The following is a 17244-nucleotide window of genomic DNA, read 5'->3' as shown; positions in this document are numbered from 1 at the left end:
TGCATATCTACTCCATTACATCCCACACAGGCGCATTCGTTAGGGATTGAATGGATTGCTTCAATACCTGCGGATCTAATGTAACGTTGCGCGGTGATGTCGGATTGACAGTCACACCAATGAGGGGAACAGATTTACGAACAAGCAGTTGATGTCCAGCTCGCGCAAAACTGCGCCATGCATCTTCAGTAACAAATAGATGCGACGGTGTCATTGCTACCACAAATACAGGATGCTTTCGGTTTTGGAAGCTTTGTAGCACGCGATCAGTCACAGCCCCCGCATAGAGAAAGAGCCTTTGTTGATCTGTCCATGTAGCCAAGGTACGCACATCCTCTGTAAACGCACCTGCCTCATGTACATATTCGATAGAGAGTACTTCCGCATCACGTAAGTCCTGATTGCCAAAATCTAAAAGGATCTCAGCTACAAGCACACCAGCGTTTCTCATGAGCAATTGTTCAAATAGATGTTTTGGAAGAGCCTCCACGTTTAACCGGCGTAAGGCGTGTTGCGTATGTTGTGTCACTTTTGCCAATGTGCCAAGGACTGCACCTGTGGCAAGAACCACGCCATCTGACACACGTGGATTCACAGCTATCATACGTGATAGTGCACCATCCCAGAGAATATGTTCCACAGCAAATGTCTGAAAGATCCCTTGCAATATCTCTAGATGGGCCAACTGGCGAACACCCGCTAACCCAATCGTTCCCTCTCCAGTTGTCTGCCCCACCCACACTTCGCCAAAAGGAGACTCAATTCCTGTCGGCACCTTCCACGACACAGGAGCGGATGCTGCCTCCATCATAGAGATCGCTGTCGCAAAAAATGTATGTTCAGGCACCCATATCTCTGGTTTGGGTGTACCCATCAGATGATCGTGACGTTCGCCGTCAATCCCAATACTAGCTATAGCGAGACGCCGCTTTACCATTGCGGCGTCTTCGATTAAGCGATTTAGCGTTGTCGTTTTTCCAGCGTGTTTACTGACCCCGACAATCGAGAGATTGCGAACTCCTAATTGATCGATGCGTTCCCACATAGTTACCACTGCTGTACGACTCCTCACATCTTTACTTTATTCGTGATGATGTTCAACAGCACGTTTTAATCCCTTCGGTTCAAGACTGACCGCTTGATCGTGAAGCAATTTTGCGACTCCAATCGCTTCTTGACTGTGATCGTGATTACAAGACGGCGGACATCCCTTATCTTCGTAGGTTGGTTCGTGATATACAGAGATAACCCCTTCAAAGTTGCGTAAGACAACTTTGCCATGTCCTTGAGAGATCATATATTGTGGCATGACCGGAATCTTCCCACCGCCACCTGGCGCATCAACGACAAATGTCGGGATGGCGTATCCTGACGTATGACCACGTAACTCCTCCATAATTTCAATGCCCTTTGAAACGGTTGTGCGAAAATGTTCAATTCCCTCAGACAAATCACACTGATAAAGATAATACGGTCGCACGCGAATATTAACTAGCTTGTGCAATAGATCTTTCATCACATGCGTGCAATCATTCACTCCACGCAATAGTACACTTTGATTCCCCACTGGAACTCCTGCATCCACAAGCATTTCACACGATTTCTTGGCTTCTTCAGTAATTTCGTCTGGATGATTAAAGTGTGTATTGAGCCACACCGGGTGATATTTCTTTAAAATATTACACAAATTCTCCGTGATTCGTTGGGGAAACACAACAGGTGCCCGCGTACCAATTCGGATAATTTCAACATGGGGAATGGCGCGTAAGCTGGAAATGATGTATTCAAGAATGCGATCGTTTACAAGTAAACCATCTCCGCCAGAGAGTAGCACGTCGCGAATTTGTGGTGTGCGCCTGATATAGTCAATCGCAGCATCCAGTTGTGGTTTTGGAACAGCATGACCTACTTGCCCCGAAAATCTTCTGCGCGTACAGTGGCGGCAATACATCGAACATTGATTGGTGATTAAAAACAATACGCGATCTGGATATCTGTGCGTAAGTCCTGGTGCTGGTGCATCCTCATCTTCTCCAAGTGGATCTTCCATATCCCACTGTGAACGATTAAGTTCATTGGAGATCGGGACGGCTTGTAAGCGAATAGGGCAATTTGGATCTTCTGGATCCATTAACATCGCATAGTACGGCGTAATACGTAGTGGAATAGAGTCTTTCCCTGCACGACTGACCCCATTAATCTCCGCCTCCGTCAGATCAATGACTTGGCCTAGATCTTCGACCGTATCAATCGTGTGTGTCAATTGCCACTTCCAGTCATTCCATTGTTCATCGGTGATATCTTTCCATAATGGAATATCACGAAAATGGCGTTGTTTTTTCCCGTAAAGAATATCGTGTTCTTGTACACTCATACGAATACCCCTCCCAAAGTGACTACAATTTACTTACACTTTTGAACATATGCTTCCAACAATGTTGGCTCCGTTCGAACAAGTTCTAAAGCAAGGTCAGCGTGACCACGTGCATATCCATTGCCGATCATCATATCGACATCTTTTCCCAGTCCCTCTGCACCAAGTGCTGCAGTCGTAAAGCTAGTGGCCATACTAAAAAAATAAATGAGACCTCGATCTTTTGTTATCATAATAGAAGCAAGTTCTGTGCCAGGTACGCTCACACAGTTAATCGTAACATCAGCTAGATGCTCACCTAATACCGCGCTTACTGCAGCTAGTGTAGCTACTGGATCTTGGGCATTACACACGATCACATCATCTGCAAATCCAAGATCCCGCACTCCTTGCGCCGATTTTTCGGCGTATTCCAATGCAATAATCCGACCGTTATCGCCGATATTTCGTCGTGCCTGCGCAAGAACCATCATACCTGACTTACCACCTGCTCCAAGTACAACCACCGTTTGACCAGACTCTACAATCCGCGCCGTCTGCGCAGGTGCACCACACACATCAAATACTGCTAATGCTACCCGATCAGGCAGATCCTCTGGCATCTTCGCATAGATACCACTGTCAAATAAAATTGCTTTTCCTTCAATCTCGACCTGACCTGTAGACAGTTCTACATGTTTAACTGCATCTATGGTCAGCGGCGTCAGAGACAGTGAAACAAGTGTAGCAATCCGGTCGCCTACGTGTAATTCATGAGTCTTTGAAGATTCAGGACCGATCTTCTCCACCTTCCCGATCAACATGCCACCTGATCCAGTCACAGGATTGTGATGCTTACCACGCATAGTAACAATGTCTATCATTCGAGAAGCTACTGCCGTTTCATCGGCTCCAACCTCTTCTTTTATCTGATTAAAACTTGCCGAATCGATATTTAATGTACTCACTGAAATGAGTACTTCATCCAAACCACATGTCATGGTATTGTCAATCTTCCATGCTGGTTGGGGCATCGTACCCATAGGTTCGATCACTCGTGTAAGACCGTACGGATCACTCAAAATGCATAACTCCCTTCACTTACATCAACACATAATCTTAAGCAAGTTTTATGCCGCACAGAAAAGGCGAGGGACCATGGTCTCTCGCCTTTTTTCATCTTCTTCATCAATATATTATGTATTCGCATGCCGATAAATCAGCGCATACATGATAAAGGGGAACCCGAAGGTCCCCCACGCGATGGTAAGTTCGTCAGACTAGCTTTCCCTTTTCGATAGCTAAAACAGACGCGGAAACAACCGTTAAGTTGTCTTTAGCACATCCCTCCAGCTTCTCACAAAGTGGACTTTTCATCTTTCGGCGAGTGTTTCGTTTCGTTTTCCAACGCAACCACACCCTCTCATCCATCGCCTTACTATCATGTCCGAACCCGTTTTACTCTATACACTCATTTTAAAAAAGATGTTAACCCATACTTTTTGATCTTAGACTGAAGCGTTTGTCGAGGCAAATCAAGTGATCTTGCAGCCATAGCAATATTGCCTCCCGCTTCTTGCATCGCCTGACAAAGCCATTGTCTTTCTATCGCTGCCAAGCGATTCTTTAGACTCATGTCAACAGATTGGAGAACGTCATCAGGTACACTGCAAGACCATGCTGTCGGACTATTTGCCTTGGCCTTCTGTAGATAAAGTGGTAGGTGTTCACACTCAATGATCTCATCATCTGTGACAATCATAGCCGCTTCTATCGCATGCTTAAGTTCGCGCACGTTACCCGGCCAAGGTGCGTTGTATAGATACTCTAACGCATTGTGCGAAACGCCTCTTACGTGTTTATCAAATCGATGATTAAAAAGCTTTATAAAATGATCGATTAAAAGCGGTATATCTTCCCTGCGCTCATGCAGTGGGGGCAATCGTAATGTAGCCACGCGCACTCGGTAATAGAGGTCTGCTCGCAATATCCCTGATTGCACCGCATCCTCAGGGTCAATATTCATCGCAGCCATAATGCGCACATCTACTGAAATCTGTTTATTGTCTCCTAAACGGCGTACCTTTTGATCTTCCAGCACGCGCAAAAGTTTTGCTTGTAGATCAAGTGGCATGGAATTTAGCTCATCTAAAAAAAGGGTTCCCCCAGTAGCTAATTCGAACAATCCAGGACGATTCTCTGCACCTGTAAAACTACCTTTTACAGTTCCAAATAAAATCCCCTCTAAGAGCGCTTCTGGTAATGCTGCACAATTTTGTGCGATAAACGGCTTGTTTGCACGCACGCTAGCACTGTGGATTCCCTGTACCAATAGCTCTTTGCCCGTCCCTGTTTCCCCATATACAAGAACTGGTGATGAGGTACACGCGAACTTTCGAGCAAGTGCAATGACTGTTTGAACGGATGTTGCATTGGTCAATAAGTTAGACAACGTAAACTCTACTCCATTGCCTGCAGTTTGGGCTGAACCCTCCTTCGGTAACTTGGCGGCCTGTAAATTGACCACTTGTTCTGCTAAATGCTTCACTTCAGTGATATCTGCTGCAACTTCTAATGCACCTACTAGCTTCTTCCCAGAATAAACGGGAATCGTCGTATTGGATGTGTGGACTTCTTGCCCTCGGAAATTAGTATAGACTTGTTGGCGATGAGAGATTTTTTGACCCGATCGCAACACGCGAAGTAATGAACTCGTTTCCTCCGATAAGGAAGGAAATACATCCAGAACATGTCGACCAATCACTTCGTGCGGGTTAACACCGTCAAGTTTAGCTGCACTTTGATTGTAGTAAAGCGTAACACCCTTCATATCAACTCCGTGAATACCCACATCCACAACGTCCAATATTTCTGCTAACCACAGATCACAATGCTGCATTCGTTCACTCACAAGGACCATTCCTCCGGGAAAAGCACCCGCATAGCATTCACACTCCGATTGCGAACAGCACTCACGATAAACGAAGAGTCTGCCAGTTCATGCGGGCGCCCCACCTCATCGAACAAGTAAATTGATTCTGAGGCACCAACTGACGAGTGAGTATGGTCGTCACCCATCCCCGCGGCGTTCTTACCAACAGGTGCAATATAAGGATCGTGGTAGGCGTGACTTGCGGCCGTATCATAAATGGCATAATAATCTGTGGAAACGCCATACACTATTGCTTTCTTCTCCATTTTCTTCATTAACTTTTTGGCTTCTTGTTCTGATTGAACGTCCACAGCACGAAATAATTTGCGATGCAGTAATCGCTGAGAAAAGTCTCGCAAAATAGGATCTTCATGCTCAGTCCACATGTGCATAGCCGTCCACAATACTCCATCATCCAACTGTAAATAAAGTGCAAGCGATGCCTCATCATCAGGGCGTAAACGACCTTCTAGCAATGCATTTAGAGCATGAAAACCGGGAATCACTGCGTGAATTTCACTTGCCCGTTGCAAGAGTTTCTCAACCATCACTTCAGCGGCACGAGTGGTTCTATGAAAGTAGACATGCAAGTACATATAGTACCTGCACATGATGTAATCCTCTGCGATACTTTGCCCCTTTTTTAAGTCAAGTCCTACTTCTGGCTCGCCATCCACTTCTCCAATGCGCATGGCATGCAATAACCATTCCACATCAAATGTTCCATATCCAGCGCCGGTCATCAGCGCATCTCGCAATAGATAATCAACCCGATCCATATCAAGTTGACTAGATAACAGTTTCACCAACGCGCGTGAGGGTTCAAATGTTCTCTCGATCACACTCGCTACCTGTTGCGAAAGACCTGTCTGCGCGGCCTCTAACACTTGATGAACTTCTGTATGGGGTGAAAGAACGACCCCAATGGTAAAACGTTCATGACGCACATGAGTAACGCTCTCTAATGCGTGAGAAAACGGCCCATGACCAATATCATGCAAGAGCGCCGACGCAAGTGCTAAAGATCTGTGATCCTGCAGATCGCGTTGCAGTCTATTGGTGAGCGGATCTCGCCCTTCTCTTAGCGTATCTAAAAATCGCCGCATGACGTGTGCAACGCCAAGTGAGTGCACAAAGCGTGAATGCTCAGCTCCTGGATAAGCGATATTGCCAAGTCCTAATTGACGAATTCTGCGTAGTCGCTGCATTTCTTTTGTATTGATAAGATCGATGACAATCTGGTCTTCATCTTGAAACACAATCAAATTATGTACTGGATCGCGAAAACTTTTCACGCTAAGTCTCCCCGTACAAAAGACGTATAATACTTTACTTTACCAATAACCGACAATGACGTAAAGCAGGAGATAGCGATTGGATCACGAATTATTACTTAAGATAAAAGAAGAGGATGGAGAGGATGTCACACATGACTCCCTATGAAGATGAGGTACTGTCCTCGTGGTCGATAGCTTCTACAGATCCGTTCACCGTTCAGTTTATGAAGCAATTCACAAAACATACAAATCAACTTCTGCACGTTGCAGGTAGATTAACCAAACACTATCAACCGAAACTAGCCGATAAAATTGCAAAAGCCGCACGTGAAGCTATCATCACAGTACTCGATCAAGAGAGCACAGCAAGCCAGTTTACTCGAGTTGAACGAGCATTAAAAATTAGCGGCAGTTCTGCATGTACACCAGTTGAGATCCGCATGCTACCACTTGAAGTCAAAGATGATGCGTCTCATCGCCTTGCCACATCAAAGCGCCTTGCCGTCACCGCACAAGGCGCTACTGCAGGGATGCTCACATCCATCTTTAGCATGGTTCCAGGCCTTCAAGCTTTGATCGCACCCACTATTCTTGCAGATCTTTATGTAACGATTCGTATGATGGCGCAAAGTGCAGTACAGACAGGATACAGTTACGGCTATTCTCTGCACAATGCAGAGGATCTCCCCCATTTACTCGTCGCCATGTCGCCATTTACTAATGATGCTGATCTGATCACTGCCAAGATCAGTGCACACTTCGCCGTGAGACAAGCTGGATTTTCATTGACAAAATCACTTAGTGAGCCATTTTCTATACGACTGCTTGCCACTTCACTTCCAGCTGTCGGCCAATTGCTTGACATGGTCGCTACTCGTTTAGCGATTACGCTCATGGAGCAGCAAGGCACTCTTCTTATACCGATCGCAGGTGCTGCAGTACAGGGGTCCATGAACTCAGCACTCGCACACGCAAGTTATATACAAGCGCGTCGCTACTTTCAACGTCTACACTTCATCGATCGGTATGGTGAAGATTTCGAACATGCGCAACAACACATTATAGAAACCCCCACTCTAATCGCGCAATGAATGGAAGCGGCTGCTCATTTGAAAAGAGAAAAGCCGCTTCCACATCCACCTCTACGCGATTCCCCACAACGAATACGGAAAGTCTATGGGTTTCAATAGCAAATGTAAGATCACTACTGGCGACCTTGTAATATGCTTTTGTTGTCTTCCCTTCTACAAAGTCTTGCAAAGACTCTACTTCATCGCCATGTCGTGACATACGCATCGTCGGTATACTTTGATCTGACACATCGAGAAGCAGAGTCGTTGTCGTCCCCTGCATACCCTCTTGCATCTCTTTATATGTGACGCGATATCCTGCATGTGAATCCAATTCTTCAATCAGTGCCTCGCATTCTGTAACACCTGCAGCATCAGATGTAATGCGAATATAACCTCGTTCACCCATACCATTCATCCTACTCGACAAAGGTAAGCAATGCTTCACGTAAAAGTTTGGCTGCAACAATTTGCGTCTGTTCTGTCGGGTCTAAAGCGGGTGCCACTTCTACTAAATCAAACCCTACAACTTGTAGATCAGCCATCGCATGAATGGCTGCAAGCAGTTCTTTTGAACTAATACCACCTGCTTCAGCAGTGCCTGTTCCCGGCGCATAAGCTGGGTCTAGCACGTCGATATCGATAGTGATATAACAAGGTTTTTTACCGATAGTAGCGACGCTTTGCCGCAATGGTTCAAGCACATCAAAAGGATGGAAATTGGTATGAGCCCTCCCGTAGGCAAACTCCTCACGTGTACCTGAACGAATCCCAAACTGATGGATGTTTTTAGTTGGGAGAAATTCTGCAATTCTTTTAATGACAGCAGAGTGCGACATCGCCTCTCCCTCATATTCATCACGCAAGTCTGTATGCGCATCAAAATGCAAGAGTTGAACATTGGGTACACGTGAAAAAACTGCACGCACAGCACCTAATGTCACTAAATGCTCTCCGCCAAGTCCAAATGGAATCTTCCCATCATCTATCCATTTTCCTACATACTGTTCAATCATATCTATGCTGCGCATCGGATTCCCAAACGGAAGTGGAATATCACCCATATCAATATAAGAGACATCCTCCAACAGGCGATCTACATAAGGGCTATACTCTTCAAGCCCTATCGATACCTCGCGAATCCGCTGTGGTCCTAAACGCGTGCCTGGTCGAAAAGAGGTTGTCCAATCCATTGGCATTCCATAAATGACAGCCCGTGCCGCATCGTATGTATCGATGGAACCGATAAACGTATTGCCAGAGTAGGCTGGGTCAAAAGGATCTTTATGTGACCGCTCCTTCATTACTTCACCAACTCCTCTACAAATGCAGGCAAGGTAAACGCTGCACGATGCAATGAAGGTGTGTAATAGCGAGTAACCAGTTCACTTGCACGCTGTTCATCTGCAATCTGTAGGGGATCATGACGCTTAGAGCCGATAGTAAAACTCCACAAACCGCTTGGATACGTAGGGATCGATGCTAAATATAACCGCGTGATCGGAAAGATTGCGGAGACATCTTTTTGTACACGGCCGATGAGTTCACCGTGCATAAACGGTGATTCACTTTGCGCAACAAAGATGCCATCTTCTTTAAGTGCTGCGTAAATATTTTCATAAAACTCTTTTGCAAATAAGCCTACAGCAGGTCCAATAGGATCCGTTGAGTCGACAATAATCACATCATATTCCTGTTTGTGCTCTTTAACATGCGCAATCCCATCGATTACGCGCACATCGATACGTGGATCTGTGAGTGCAACTGCAATTTCTGGCAAGTATTGTTTAGAGAGTTCAATAACACGACCGTCAATCTCTGCAAGCACTGCTTTTTGTACCGTTTTATGCTTGATGATCTCTCGCATGACTCCGCCGTCACCACCACCCACGACTAGTACTTTTTGCGGGTTTGGATGTGCAGACAAGGCAATGTGCGAAATCATTTCATGATAGACAAATTCATCGCGAATCGTCGTCATTACACATCCATCTAAAACGAGCATACGACCCCATTCATTGGTATCAATTACAGCAAGATCTTGAAACTCCGTTTGTTCTGTGTGTAATGTTTTTGTGATTTTAGCTGTAATCCCATAATCAGCCGTTTGTTTTTCTGTAAACCATAGTTCCATCTCATTCCACTCTCCTTAAACAGTCCGTCCGTATTATATCATTTACGCACCTAAAATAAACAAACACGTCACATCCTCTTCATTTCTTCCCCGTTTGCTCATGTCGTGTTTGGGTGATACTGGTAACATACATTGAGGGGGGAAATAAACCTGTGAGCAAACCTCCAAAAGCCTTACTAAGACCACCCATTGAACATCAACCAGAGCTTATTAAAAAATGGTGGACACAACACCATAAACCATGGACTCACGGTACTCGCATGATCTCCTATGCTTTTCTTGGCACGATCGGCATTGGAACAGGTATCGGATATACTCTGCATCACATGCCATTACCGTCATTACTCGTTGCTCCTTCTCAAATCCTTTCTCAAGATGGTCAAGTGATCGGACAACTTTCTGACCAATCCGCGCGCATGGAAGTCCCTCTAAGCGATATTCCATTAGCCTTACAAGAAGCGACCATTGCCGTAGAAGATGCTTCCTTTTATCACCATCGCGGATTAAATTTCAAAGGGATTGGGCGCGCGCTATTGGCTGATCTTAGCGCCAGACATATCGTGCAAGGCGGATCCACAATTACGCAGCAATTAGCTAAAAATTTATTTTTATCAAGTGATCGCACGCTATGGAGAAAGCTTCAAGAAGCACTGTATGCAGTAGATCTAGAGTGGCATTATTCTAAACAAAAAATTTTAACAGACTATCTCAATGTCATTTACTACGGGGATGGAGCAACGGGTGTCGAAGCTGCAGCAGAGCTGTATTTCGGAAAATCCGTTACACAATTAGACCTTGCACAATGTACACTTCTCGCTGGATTACCAAAAGGACCTAGCATTTATTCTCCATTTATCGATGAAGTCGCAGCAAAAGAGCGTCAAAAGCAAGTACTACAAGCCATGGTGCGCGCTGGATATCTTACGCAACGTGCAGCACACGCCGCTTTTATTGCTCCACTCCATTTTGCACACCGCACACATGAACAAGTGTTTGCTCCATATTTTATGGATGCAGCTGCAACGGCTGCACAAGACACGCTACATGTACAAAAAGGTGCTTTCTATCGCGGTGGCCTCTCTATTCGATCGACACTTGATATCCCATTGCAAAAAGCACTTGATCAGGCTATTTCACGCGATATGCCTGCAACAAGTGGATTACAGGTAGCTGCAATCGTCATGGATCCCACGACTGGAGCTATTAAAGCATACACTGGAGGAAAAAATTACACTGCAAGCCCATATGATCGCGTTCATGCTATGCGACAACCTGGTTCTGTATTTAAACCATTTGTCTATACTGCTGCACTCGATAACGGATACACAGTGGCTATGCACATGAAAAGTGCACCGACTACCTTTCACTACGATGGCACTCGTGCATACACTGTACACAATTTTGCTGAGGACTACTCTTACGGTCAAATTGACATGAAACAAGCCATTGCACACTCTGACAATATATTTGCAGTCAGTACAAATCTACATGTTGGTCCCAAGCGAGTGATCGATGTCGCCAATCGGTTTGGCTTACCTGACAATATGCATCCCTATCCTTCTCTCGCACTAGGCGTATTTCCTGTCTCTGCCTATGAATTAGCGCGAGCTTATGCTGTCTTTGCTAATGGGGGATATCTTGTACAACCGCATTATTTCACGGCAATTACCGATCCAACGGGTCACTATCTAGCACGAGCCACTCCATCTAAATTACTTGTAGAGTCTCCGGTCACCTGTTATATCATGACTGACATGCTACAAAGTGTTATGCAACCCGGAGGAACTGGTTATCGTGTAAAACACATGATTCCAGGTACTGTCGCGGCTAAAACAGGCACAACTGATACAGATGCCTGGATTGTTGGATATACCCCACACACTGTCTGTGCAGTCTGGGTAGGCTATGACCATATGCGCCCCATCAATTCTGTCGAGTCACACATAGCCGCTCCAATCTTTGCATCTGTTATGAAGGCAGCATTTGCAGAGAATCCACAAGGTTCCTTTATTCAACCTACAGGGGTAAGTAAAGTAGGAATCGACCCACAAACGGGGCAAAGAGCAACATCACAATGCCCTATAGTAGAACAAGACTTTTTTGCTGCTCATACAGAGCCATTGAGTAGCTGTATGCTACACCCTGAGCCGACTATCGGCATTGGACAACGCATGCAACAAATGATTCAATCTTTTTGGCATCTCATAGGAAGGTAAGTGTCTTGTGTATGCTACAATAAAGCGTAACTATTTAGACATAGGGTGTGAGAGAATATGCTCAATTTATCAAAACGCGCGCGTAGCATTTCTCCTTCAGCTACGCTATCGATTGATACAAAGACCAAGGAACTCATTGCAAGTGGCGTGGACGTGATTAATCTCAGTGTAGGTGAGCCTGACTTTCATACGCCAGATCAAGCATCACTTGCGGCAATCTCAGCGATAACCAAACATTTCACAAAGTACACGGCAGTAAATGGCATCGTGGAACTCCGTCAAGCTATCGCAAAAAAACTTTTGGAAGAGAACCATCTCCAATATACTGCCAATGAAATCATTGTTTCTACTGGTGCTAAACAATCACTTTTTAATATCTTTATGACAATTCTTGATCCACTTGACGAAGTCTTATTGCCCACTCCCTACTGGGTGAGCTACCCGGAACAAATTGCGCTTTGTGATGGCATACCTGTTCCTCTAGTAACCAATGAATCTACCCAATTCAAGATTACACCCACGCAACTAGAACAAGCTATTACACCTAAAACAAAAGCAATCTTACTTAACTCACCTAGCAACCCAACAGGTGCAGTTTATACGTCCTCAGAATTACACGCACTCGCAGAGATATTAAATAAACATGATTTATACGTCATTAGTGATGAGATTTACGAACAACTCACCTATGGAGTGGCACACGAAAGCATCGCAGGTCTTCCTGGTATGCGTGATCGCACCTTTGTAGTCAATGGATTTTCAAAAACATTTGCGATGACCGGATGGCGTGTCGGCTATGTTGCTGCTTCAGAACAATTGGTACGTGCAATGTCTAGCTTGCAATCTCATACAACAGCCAATCCATCTTCCATATCACAATGGGCGGCACTCGGTGCACTCGGTACATTTAACCTACAAACAGTAACAGAATACCGTGCACGTCGAGATTTTGTTGTAGCTATGATGAGTTCATTTGATGGCATTCAGTGCATACAGCCTGAAGGTGCATTTTACGTTTTCCCAAATGCTGCAGGGGTCGTATCAAAGAGATATACCAGTGCACATGGTGATTCCTGTGTAATCAAGTCAGTCGATCACCTCTGTGAGCTTTTACTCACTGAAGCCCACATAGCTGTGGTTCCAGGAACAGGATTTGGTGCACCAGATAACTTCCGTATATCTTACGCCACTTCATTATCCCAATTAGAACTTGCAAACAAGCGTTTGAAAACCTTCTTTAACCAAGTAGAATAGTCCTCACCATCCCATTCCCACCTTCATATGATGTGACAGAATGTCATGGATATGGGGGTGGGTAACTCATGACACAAACAACCAATGGAAAACGACAAACCAACGAAAAACGAGTACATCGTTTACAAGATCAGTTGCAACAACTAGATCCACAAACGCCATTTTATGCACGTGAACGGGATCTTTTGACACGTGAGTTACAACTGATGAAGGCGCAAACTCCACGTACACGCAGTACAGGGCAACAAAAAGCCGCTGGGACAGGTGCCAAAAAGAACGCACCTGCCGGTAAAAAAAACGCATCTGGAAAGAAACGGACAGCTTCTTCTAAGGCTATCACCAAAAGCACTCCATCAGACTCGGTTGGACATGGCCTAGGCGACATGCTTTCGCCAAAGAATTTCAAAGAATCCATGAATACAATTTCGACATTACGTGGTTGGTCAAAGCAAGTAGCGAAGTATGTACATCAAGCGGACAACTTACTTGACACTTTATTCATTACCGCCAACTCACTTCAGGAATCTGGAGTGCTAAAGAAATTATCAGAAACAAAGGGTAAGAATCTTAGCACTGGAGATCTGACAAGCATTCTGATGGCGCTCATGAATTCACCACTTGGCAACACTGTATTTAAAAAGCTTGGCGGCAATGACAGTGCATCAGACGAATCTAAGTCTGCTGACTCATCTGAAATAACGCCTGTTAGTGAGACGCCTGCTCCTGCATTACCTGCACCCTCAGCGAATACAACGCAACAATCAGCGACACAAGTATCTCGTGTACCATATCCTCCACAAGGATTCCCCTACGGTGCCCCTCCTGGTTCAGGATCGCCTGTAGCTCCGCCTCCTTATGGCATGCCACCAAACGGCAGACCAATGTAATTGGTCTGCCGCTTCTTTATTTTCATCTGATCCTTAGTGGCCATAAGAACATAAAAAGTCACACCCCTATCGCATGGGCGTGACGTGACATTTACTTTACAAATTTTTTAATTTCTTTGATGGTCTTTTCATCCACATTGCTTCCACCATACTTTTTTGCAATCTCTTCGACTGAAACATTGGGACCTTTTTCACCTGCATTTTTTGTAACATCTGAGTACGCATTCATGAAAGCATCAATTCTACGTGGATCTACTTTAACGCCAATATCCTGGGCCAAATTTTGTGTGAGATCACGCACCACATCTGGATCTTTCCATTGCTCTGGTTTCATCTCTTTCACGCGTTTTAATGCGTCGAACAGATTGTGTTTATCCATCCTCTTAATGTTGTCCTTCAAAGCATCAAGTGAACCTGTTGGTGTACCAGTAGCTGGATTGATAGCCGATGGAGGCGTGCTTGCCCCTGTTGTTTGCGATTGAATCGCCGTCATACGCGCTTTATCAGCTGCTGCTGCTGGTTTGCGCGACTTTGCTTGGCGCTTTGGTGCTGCTGAACGCTTTACATTTTTTGGCATGTTTTATCCTCCGATCATACAAGGTTAACAGTGAGACTATACCGTACACCATATGACATCACTGTTATATCCGTGTGGGCTGATCGGGTATAAAGGCATACAAATTTACTATTGAAGAAGATCGGATAATCATCTATATTCCGCACGAGTGGAATTTTTTAGCTCCGTATAAAGTACAACCACAATTGCCCCGACCGTGTTACAGACGATAGGAATAGGATACACAATGACATTGATAGAAAAGGATCGGTGATTATGAGGCATCTAACGGTATATGGGGATTCCATAGCAGCCGGTTACGGTGCGCCGCCTGGACAAGGATTTGTACCTCGTCTGGCATCACTTGCGGCACAAAAAAACCACAATCCTGCTCTTCCCTATTTTAATTTTGGTCAATCTGGAATGACGACGTTTGCCTTACAAAGTGCGTTTCACCATAATGATGCTTGGATCGGTGGGTTACATCGAGCCACGACTATTTGTGTGCTTATTGGCGGAGATGACATCATTGATGATCTACCCATCTTATTGTCACGCAATAAGCAAGCCATAGAGAAGGCGTTAGTAGCAAGCGTTATCGCCTATCGTGCTATGCTTCTCGACATTCGTCGCCAAACTAAAGCACCTCTTGCTGTTGGCACCATTTATAACCCTTATCCAGGAACAGCACTCGCAGAGACTGCTATCAGTACGTACAATGAAATCGTAGTTATTCCTGCTGCACAGGCTACAGGTGCCAGCATTGCCCCCATCCACTCTGCGTTTGCAGGCAACCAAGCAGGACTCATTGATGGGTATAGCACAGGTATCGCGGGCCAGCCAGGCCGTAATGGGGTTGCCTTTCCCATTCACCCAAATACTAGGGGACATCAGGTCATCGCTGAAACATTTGCTTCTGTCATTCCTTAAGCAATAAAAGATGAGGGAAGCCTAGCATTAATCATGCCCGCTTCCCTCGTACTCTCTCTTCTTATAGAGGTTGTTCAAAAAGGGGGCAGGCTCTTATAAATGATACAACCCAGAAAATTTCTGTTGTAAGTAAGAAACTAACGGTTTAGCATCAATTGTTTCACCCGTAGCCTGCTTAAGGATTTCTGCAGGTTTTAAAAGGCTCCCATACTGATGAATATTTTGTCCAAGCCATTCCCTAATCTCTAGTAAACGGCCATGTTTGATACGATCCTTAAAATCTGGTAAATCTCGCTCAATTGCTTGTGTAAATTGTGCCGCATAGATATTCCCTAACGCGTAGGATGGAAAATATCCAAACATACCTCCAGACCAATGCACATCTTGCAATACGCCTTCAGCATCATTTCGTGGAGTAACACCCAAATTAGTCTTCATGCTTTCATGCCACAGTTCTGGCAAATCTTTTACAGATAGAGTATTTGCAATGAGTCCCTTTTCCATTTCATAACGCAACATGATATGCAGGTTATACGTAACTTCATCTGCCTCAATGCGAATCAGTGATGGACGCACAGCATTAATGGCGCTATAAAATTCATCAAGTGTTACATCACCTAATGACTCCGGGAAATAGGATTGTAAATCTCCATAATAACATTGCCAGAATTCATAACTTCGTCCAATCGTATTTTCCCAAAAACGCGACTGTGACTCATGAATACCCATAGAAGTGCCCATATGCAAAGGAGTTCCTATCAAATCGCTAGAAATCCCCTGTTCATAAAGAGCATGACCACCTTCATGAATCGAGCCAAACATCGCTGCATTAAAAAAATGTGGATAATAATGTGTGGTAATCCTTACATCACCCGGTGCAATACCTGTTGCAAATGGATGTGCAGTTTCATCCAGACGACCTGACTGAAAATCATAACCCATCTCGCGTAAAATAAACTCGCTAAAGGCCTTTTGTTTCTCCGGATCATAAAATCGTTCTAAAATTTCAGTGTGTATATGTGGTTTTGCTTCGATTTTATTCAGCAAGCTTACTGTGTCCTTGCGCAACCCAGAGAATAGCTCATCTAGTATCGAGACAGTCATGCCTACTTCATACTGGTCCAAAAGCGTATCATATGGATGATTTTCATAACCCCAATCATCGACAAATTCACGGGTCATATCCACAATACTTTCAAGAAAAGGTGCAAAAGTAGCAAAATCATTATTTTCTCGTGCAACTTCCCATACAGATTGTGCCTCCGATGTTAATGCAACAAATGCCTCATAACGATCAGGAGGAATTTTTTTACTGCGATCAAATGTCCGTTGCGACTCCTCAACAAGACGCAGCGTAATGGGGTCTAACTGTTCTGTGTGGCTTCCTAATTGATCAAGAAACTGTTCCATCTGCTCTGACACGCTCATTCGGAAGGCTTCACCTGACAGGGTTGCAATCGCTTGCGACCTTCCGACAATTCCGTTTTTTGGCATATGCGTGCGTGCATCCCATTCGAGCAAGGCAATTGCACTATGATAATCTGCCATCTTCTTAAGATATGATCGAAACTGCGGGATGAGCTCTTCATGATTCACGCACATACACCCTTCCTATTTGAGTCCATGCCTATCATA

Annotated in this window: 15 protein-coding genes; 5 read left to right on the top strand and 10 right to left on the bottom strand. The window is 44.8% G+C overall.

The features are described 5' to 3' along the window. Positions 1 to 7 precede the first annotated feature (7 nt). The 5 genes from kamB to MM817_RS07930 all read right to left on the bottom strand — a co-directional run bounded on the left by kamB (position 8) and on the right by MM817_RS07930 (position 6580). Positions 8 to 1045, bottom strand: a complete 1038-nt coding sequence (kamB, locus tag MM817_RS07950) for a lysine 5,6-aminomutase reactivase subunit KamB (RefSeq protein ID WP_473828219.1) — start codon at positions 1043 to 1045, stop codon at positions 8 to 10. A 36-nt stretch (positions 1046 to 1081) separates the two neighbouring features. Further along, a complete protein-coding gene (kamA, locus tag MM817_RS07945; protein WP_241713474.1) occupies positions 1082 to 2374 on the bottom strand; it encodes a lysine 2,3-aminomutase in 1293 nt (430 codons plus the stop codon). A gap of 29 nt (positions 2375 to 2403) precedes the next feature. Further along, entirely contained in the window at positions 2404 to 3435 is a 1032-nt protein-coding gene (gene kdd / locus MM817_RS07940; RefSeq protein WP_241713472.1) for an L-erythro-3,5-diaminohexanoate dehydrogenase, read from the bottom strand. 389 nt (positions 3436 to 3824) lie between these two features. Next, on the bottom strand, positions 3825 to 5273 hold the full coding sequence (locus MM817_RS07935; protein WP_419723376.1) for a sigma-54 interaction domain-containing protein: 1449 nt from the start codon (positions 5271 to 5273) through the stop codon (positions 3825 to 3827). Next, entirely contained in the window at positions 5261 to 6580 is a 1320-nt protein-coding gene (locus tag MM817_RS07930; protein WP_241713461.1) for an HD domain-containing protein, read from the bottom strand. Before MM817_RS07930 ends, MM817_RS07935 begins: the two co-directional genes overlap by 13 nt. 134 nt (positions 6581 to 6714) lie before the next feature. On the opposite strand from MM817_RS07930, the gene MM817_RS07925 reads away from it, so the two are divergent. Continuing rightward, the gene (locus MM817_RS07925; protein WP_241713459.1) at positions 6715 to 7653 is read left to right on the top strand and encodes an EcsC family protein; all 939 of its coding nucleotides are present in this window, start codon (positions 6715 to 6717) and stop codon (positions 7651 to 7653) included. Here the strand turns inward: MM817_RS07925 and MM817_RS07920 are convergent. From MM817_RS07920 to speE, 3 genes are read right to left on the bottom strand one after another with little or no spacing between them, the layout of a single operon-like run. Next, the gene (locus MM817_RS07920) at positions 7622 to 8041 is read right to left on the bottom strand and encodes a YwiB family protein (protein ID WP_241713458.1); all 420 of its coding nucleotides are present in this window, start codon (positions 8039 to 8041) and stop codon (positions 7622 to 7624) included. The two genes, MM817_RS07925 and MM817_RS07920, sit on opposite strands and share 32 nt — an antisense overlap. A 10-nt stretch (positions 8042 to 8051) precedes the next feature. Beyond that, positions 8052 to 8936, bottom strand: a complete 885-nt coding sequence (gene speB, locus MM817_RS07915; RefSeq protein WP_241713456.1) for an agmatinase — start codon at positions 8934 to 8936, stop codon at positions 8052 to 8054. Then, complete coding sequence (speE, locus tag MM817_RS07910) at positions 8936 to 9766, bottom strand: polyamine aminopropyltransferase (RefSeq protein ID WP_241713454.1); 831 nt, start codon at positions 9764 to 9766, stop codon at positions 8936 to 8938. Before speE ends, speB begins: the two co-directional genes overlap by 1 nt. Positions 9767 to 9918: 152 nt before the next feature. Between speE and MM817_RS07905 the strand changes: the two genes are divergently transcribed. The 3 genes from MM817_RS07905 (at position 9919) to MM817_RS07895 (ending at position 14123) form a co-directional block, all read left to right on the top strand. Next, positions 9919 to 11982: a transglycosylase domain-containing protein gene (locus MM817_RS07905; RefSeq protein WP_241713452.1), complete on the top strand. Its 2064-nt coding sequence runs from the start codon at positions 9919 to 9921 to the stop codon at positions 11980 to 11982. A gap of 57 nt (positions 11983 to 12039) precedes the next feature. Continuing rightward, positions 12040 to 13236, top strand: coding sequence for a pyridoxal phosphate-dependent aminotransferase (locus MM817_RS07900; protein WP_241713450.1), 1197 nt, complete (start codon positions 12040 to 12042; stop codon positions 13234 to 13236). Positions 13237 to 13304: 68 nt separating this feature from the next. Beyond that, entirely contained in the window at positions 13305 to 14123 is an 819-nt protein-coding gene (locus MM817_RS07895; RefSeq protein WP_241713448.1) for a hypothetical protein, read from the top strand. 91 nt (positions 14124 to 14214) lie between these two features. Here the strand turns inward: MM817_RS07895 and MM817_RS07890 are convergent, their stop codons facing one another. Beyond that, complete coding sequence (locus MM817_RS07890) at positions 14215 to 14700, bottom strand: hypothetical protein (protein ID WP_241713446.1); 486 nt, start codon at positions 14698 to 14700, stop codon at positions 14215 to 14217. A gap of 255 nt (positions 14701 to 14955) precedes the next feature. On the opposite strand from MM817_RS07890, the gene MM817_RS07885 reads away from it, so the two are divergent. Then, positions 14956 to 15609 carry an SGNH/GDSL hydrolase family protein gene (locus MM817_RS07885; RefSeq protein ID WP_241713444.1) on the top strand — a complete coding sequence of 218 codons (654 nt, stop codon included), beginning with the start codon at positions 14956 to 14958 and terminating at the stop codon, positions 15607 to 15609. A 93-nt stretch (positions 15610 to 15702) separates the two neighbouring features. Here the strand turns inward: MM817_RS07885 and MM817_RS07880 are convergent, their stop codons facing one another. Further along, positions 15703 to 17211, bottom strand: a complete 1509-nt coding sequence (locus tag MM817_RS07880; RefSeq protein WP_241713442.1) for a carboxypeptidase M32 — start codon at positions 17209 to 17211, stop codon at positions 15703 to 15705. Positions 17212 to 17244 lie beyond the last annotated feature (33 nt).

The organism is Sulfoacidibacillus ferrooxidans (genome assembly GCF_022606465.1).
GTDB lineage: Bacteria > Bacillota > Bacilli > Alicyclobacillales > SLC66 > Sulfoacidibacillus > Sulfoacidibacillus ferrooxidans.
The sequence above is the reverse complement of the archived record's forward strand: the minus strand, read 5'-3'. Positions and strand labels throughout refer to the sequence as shown.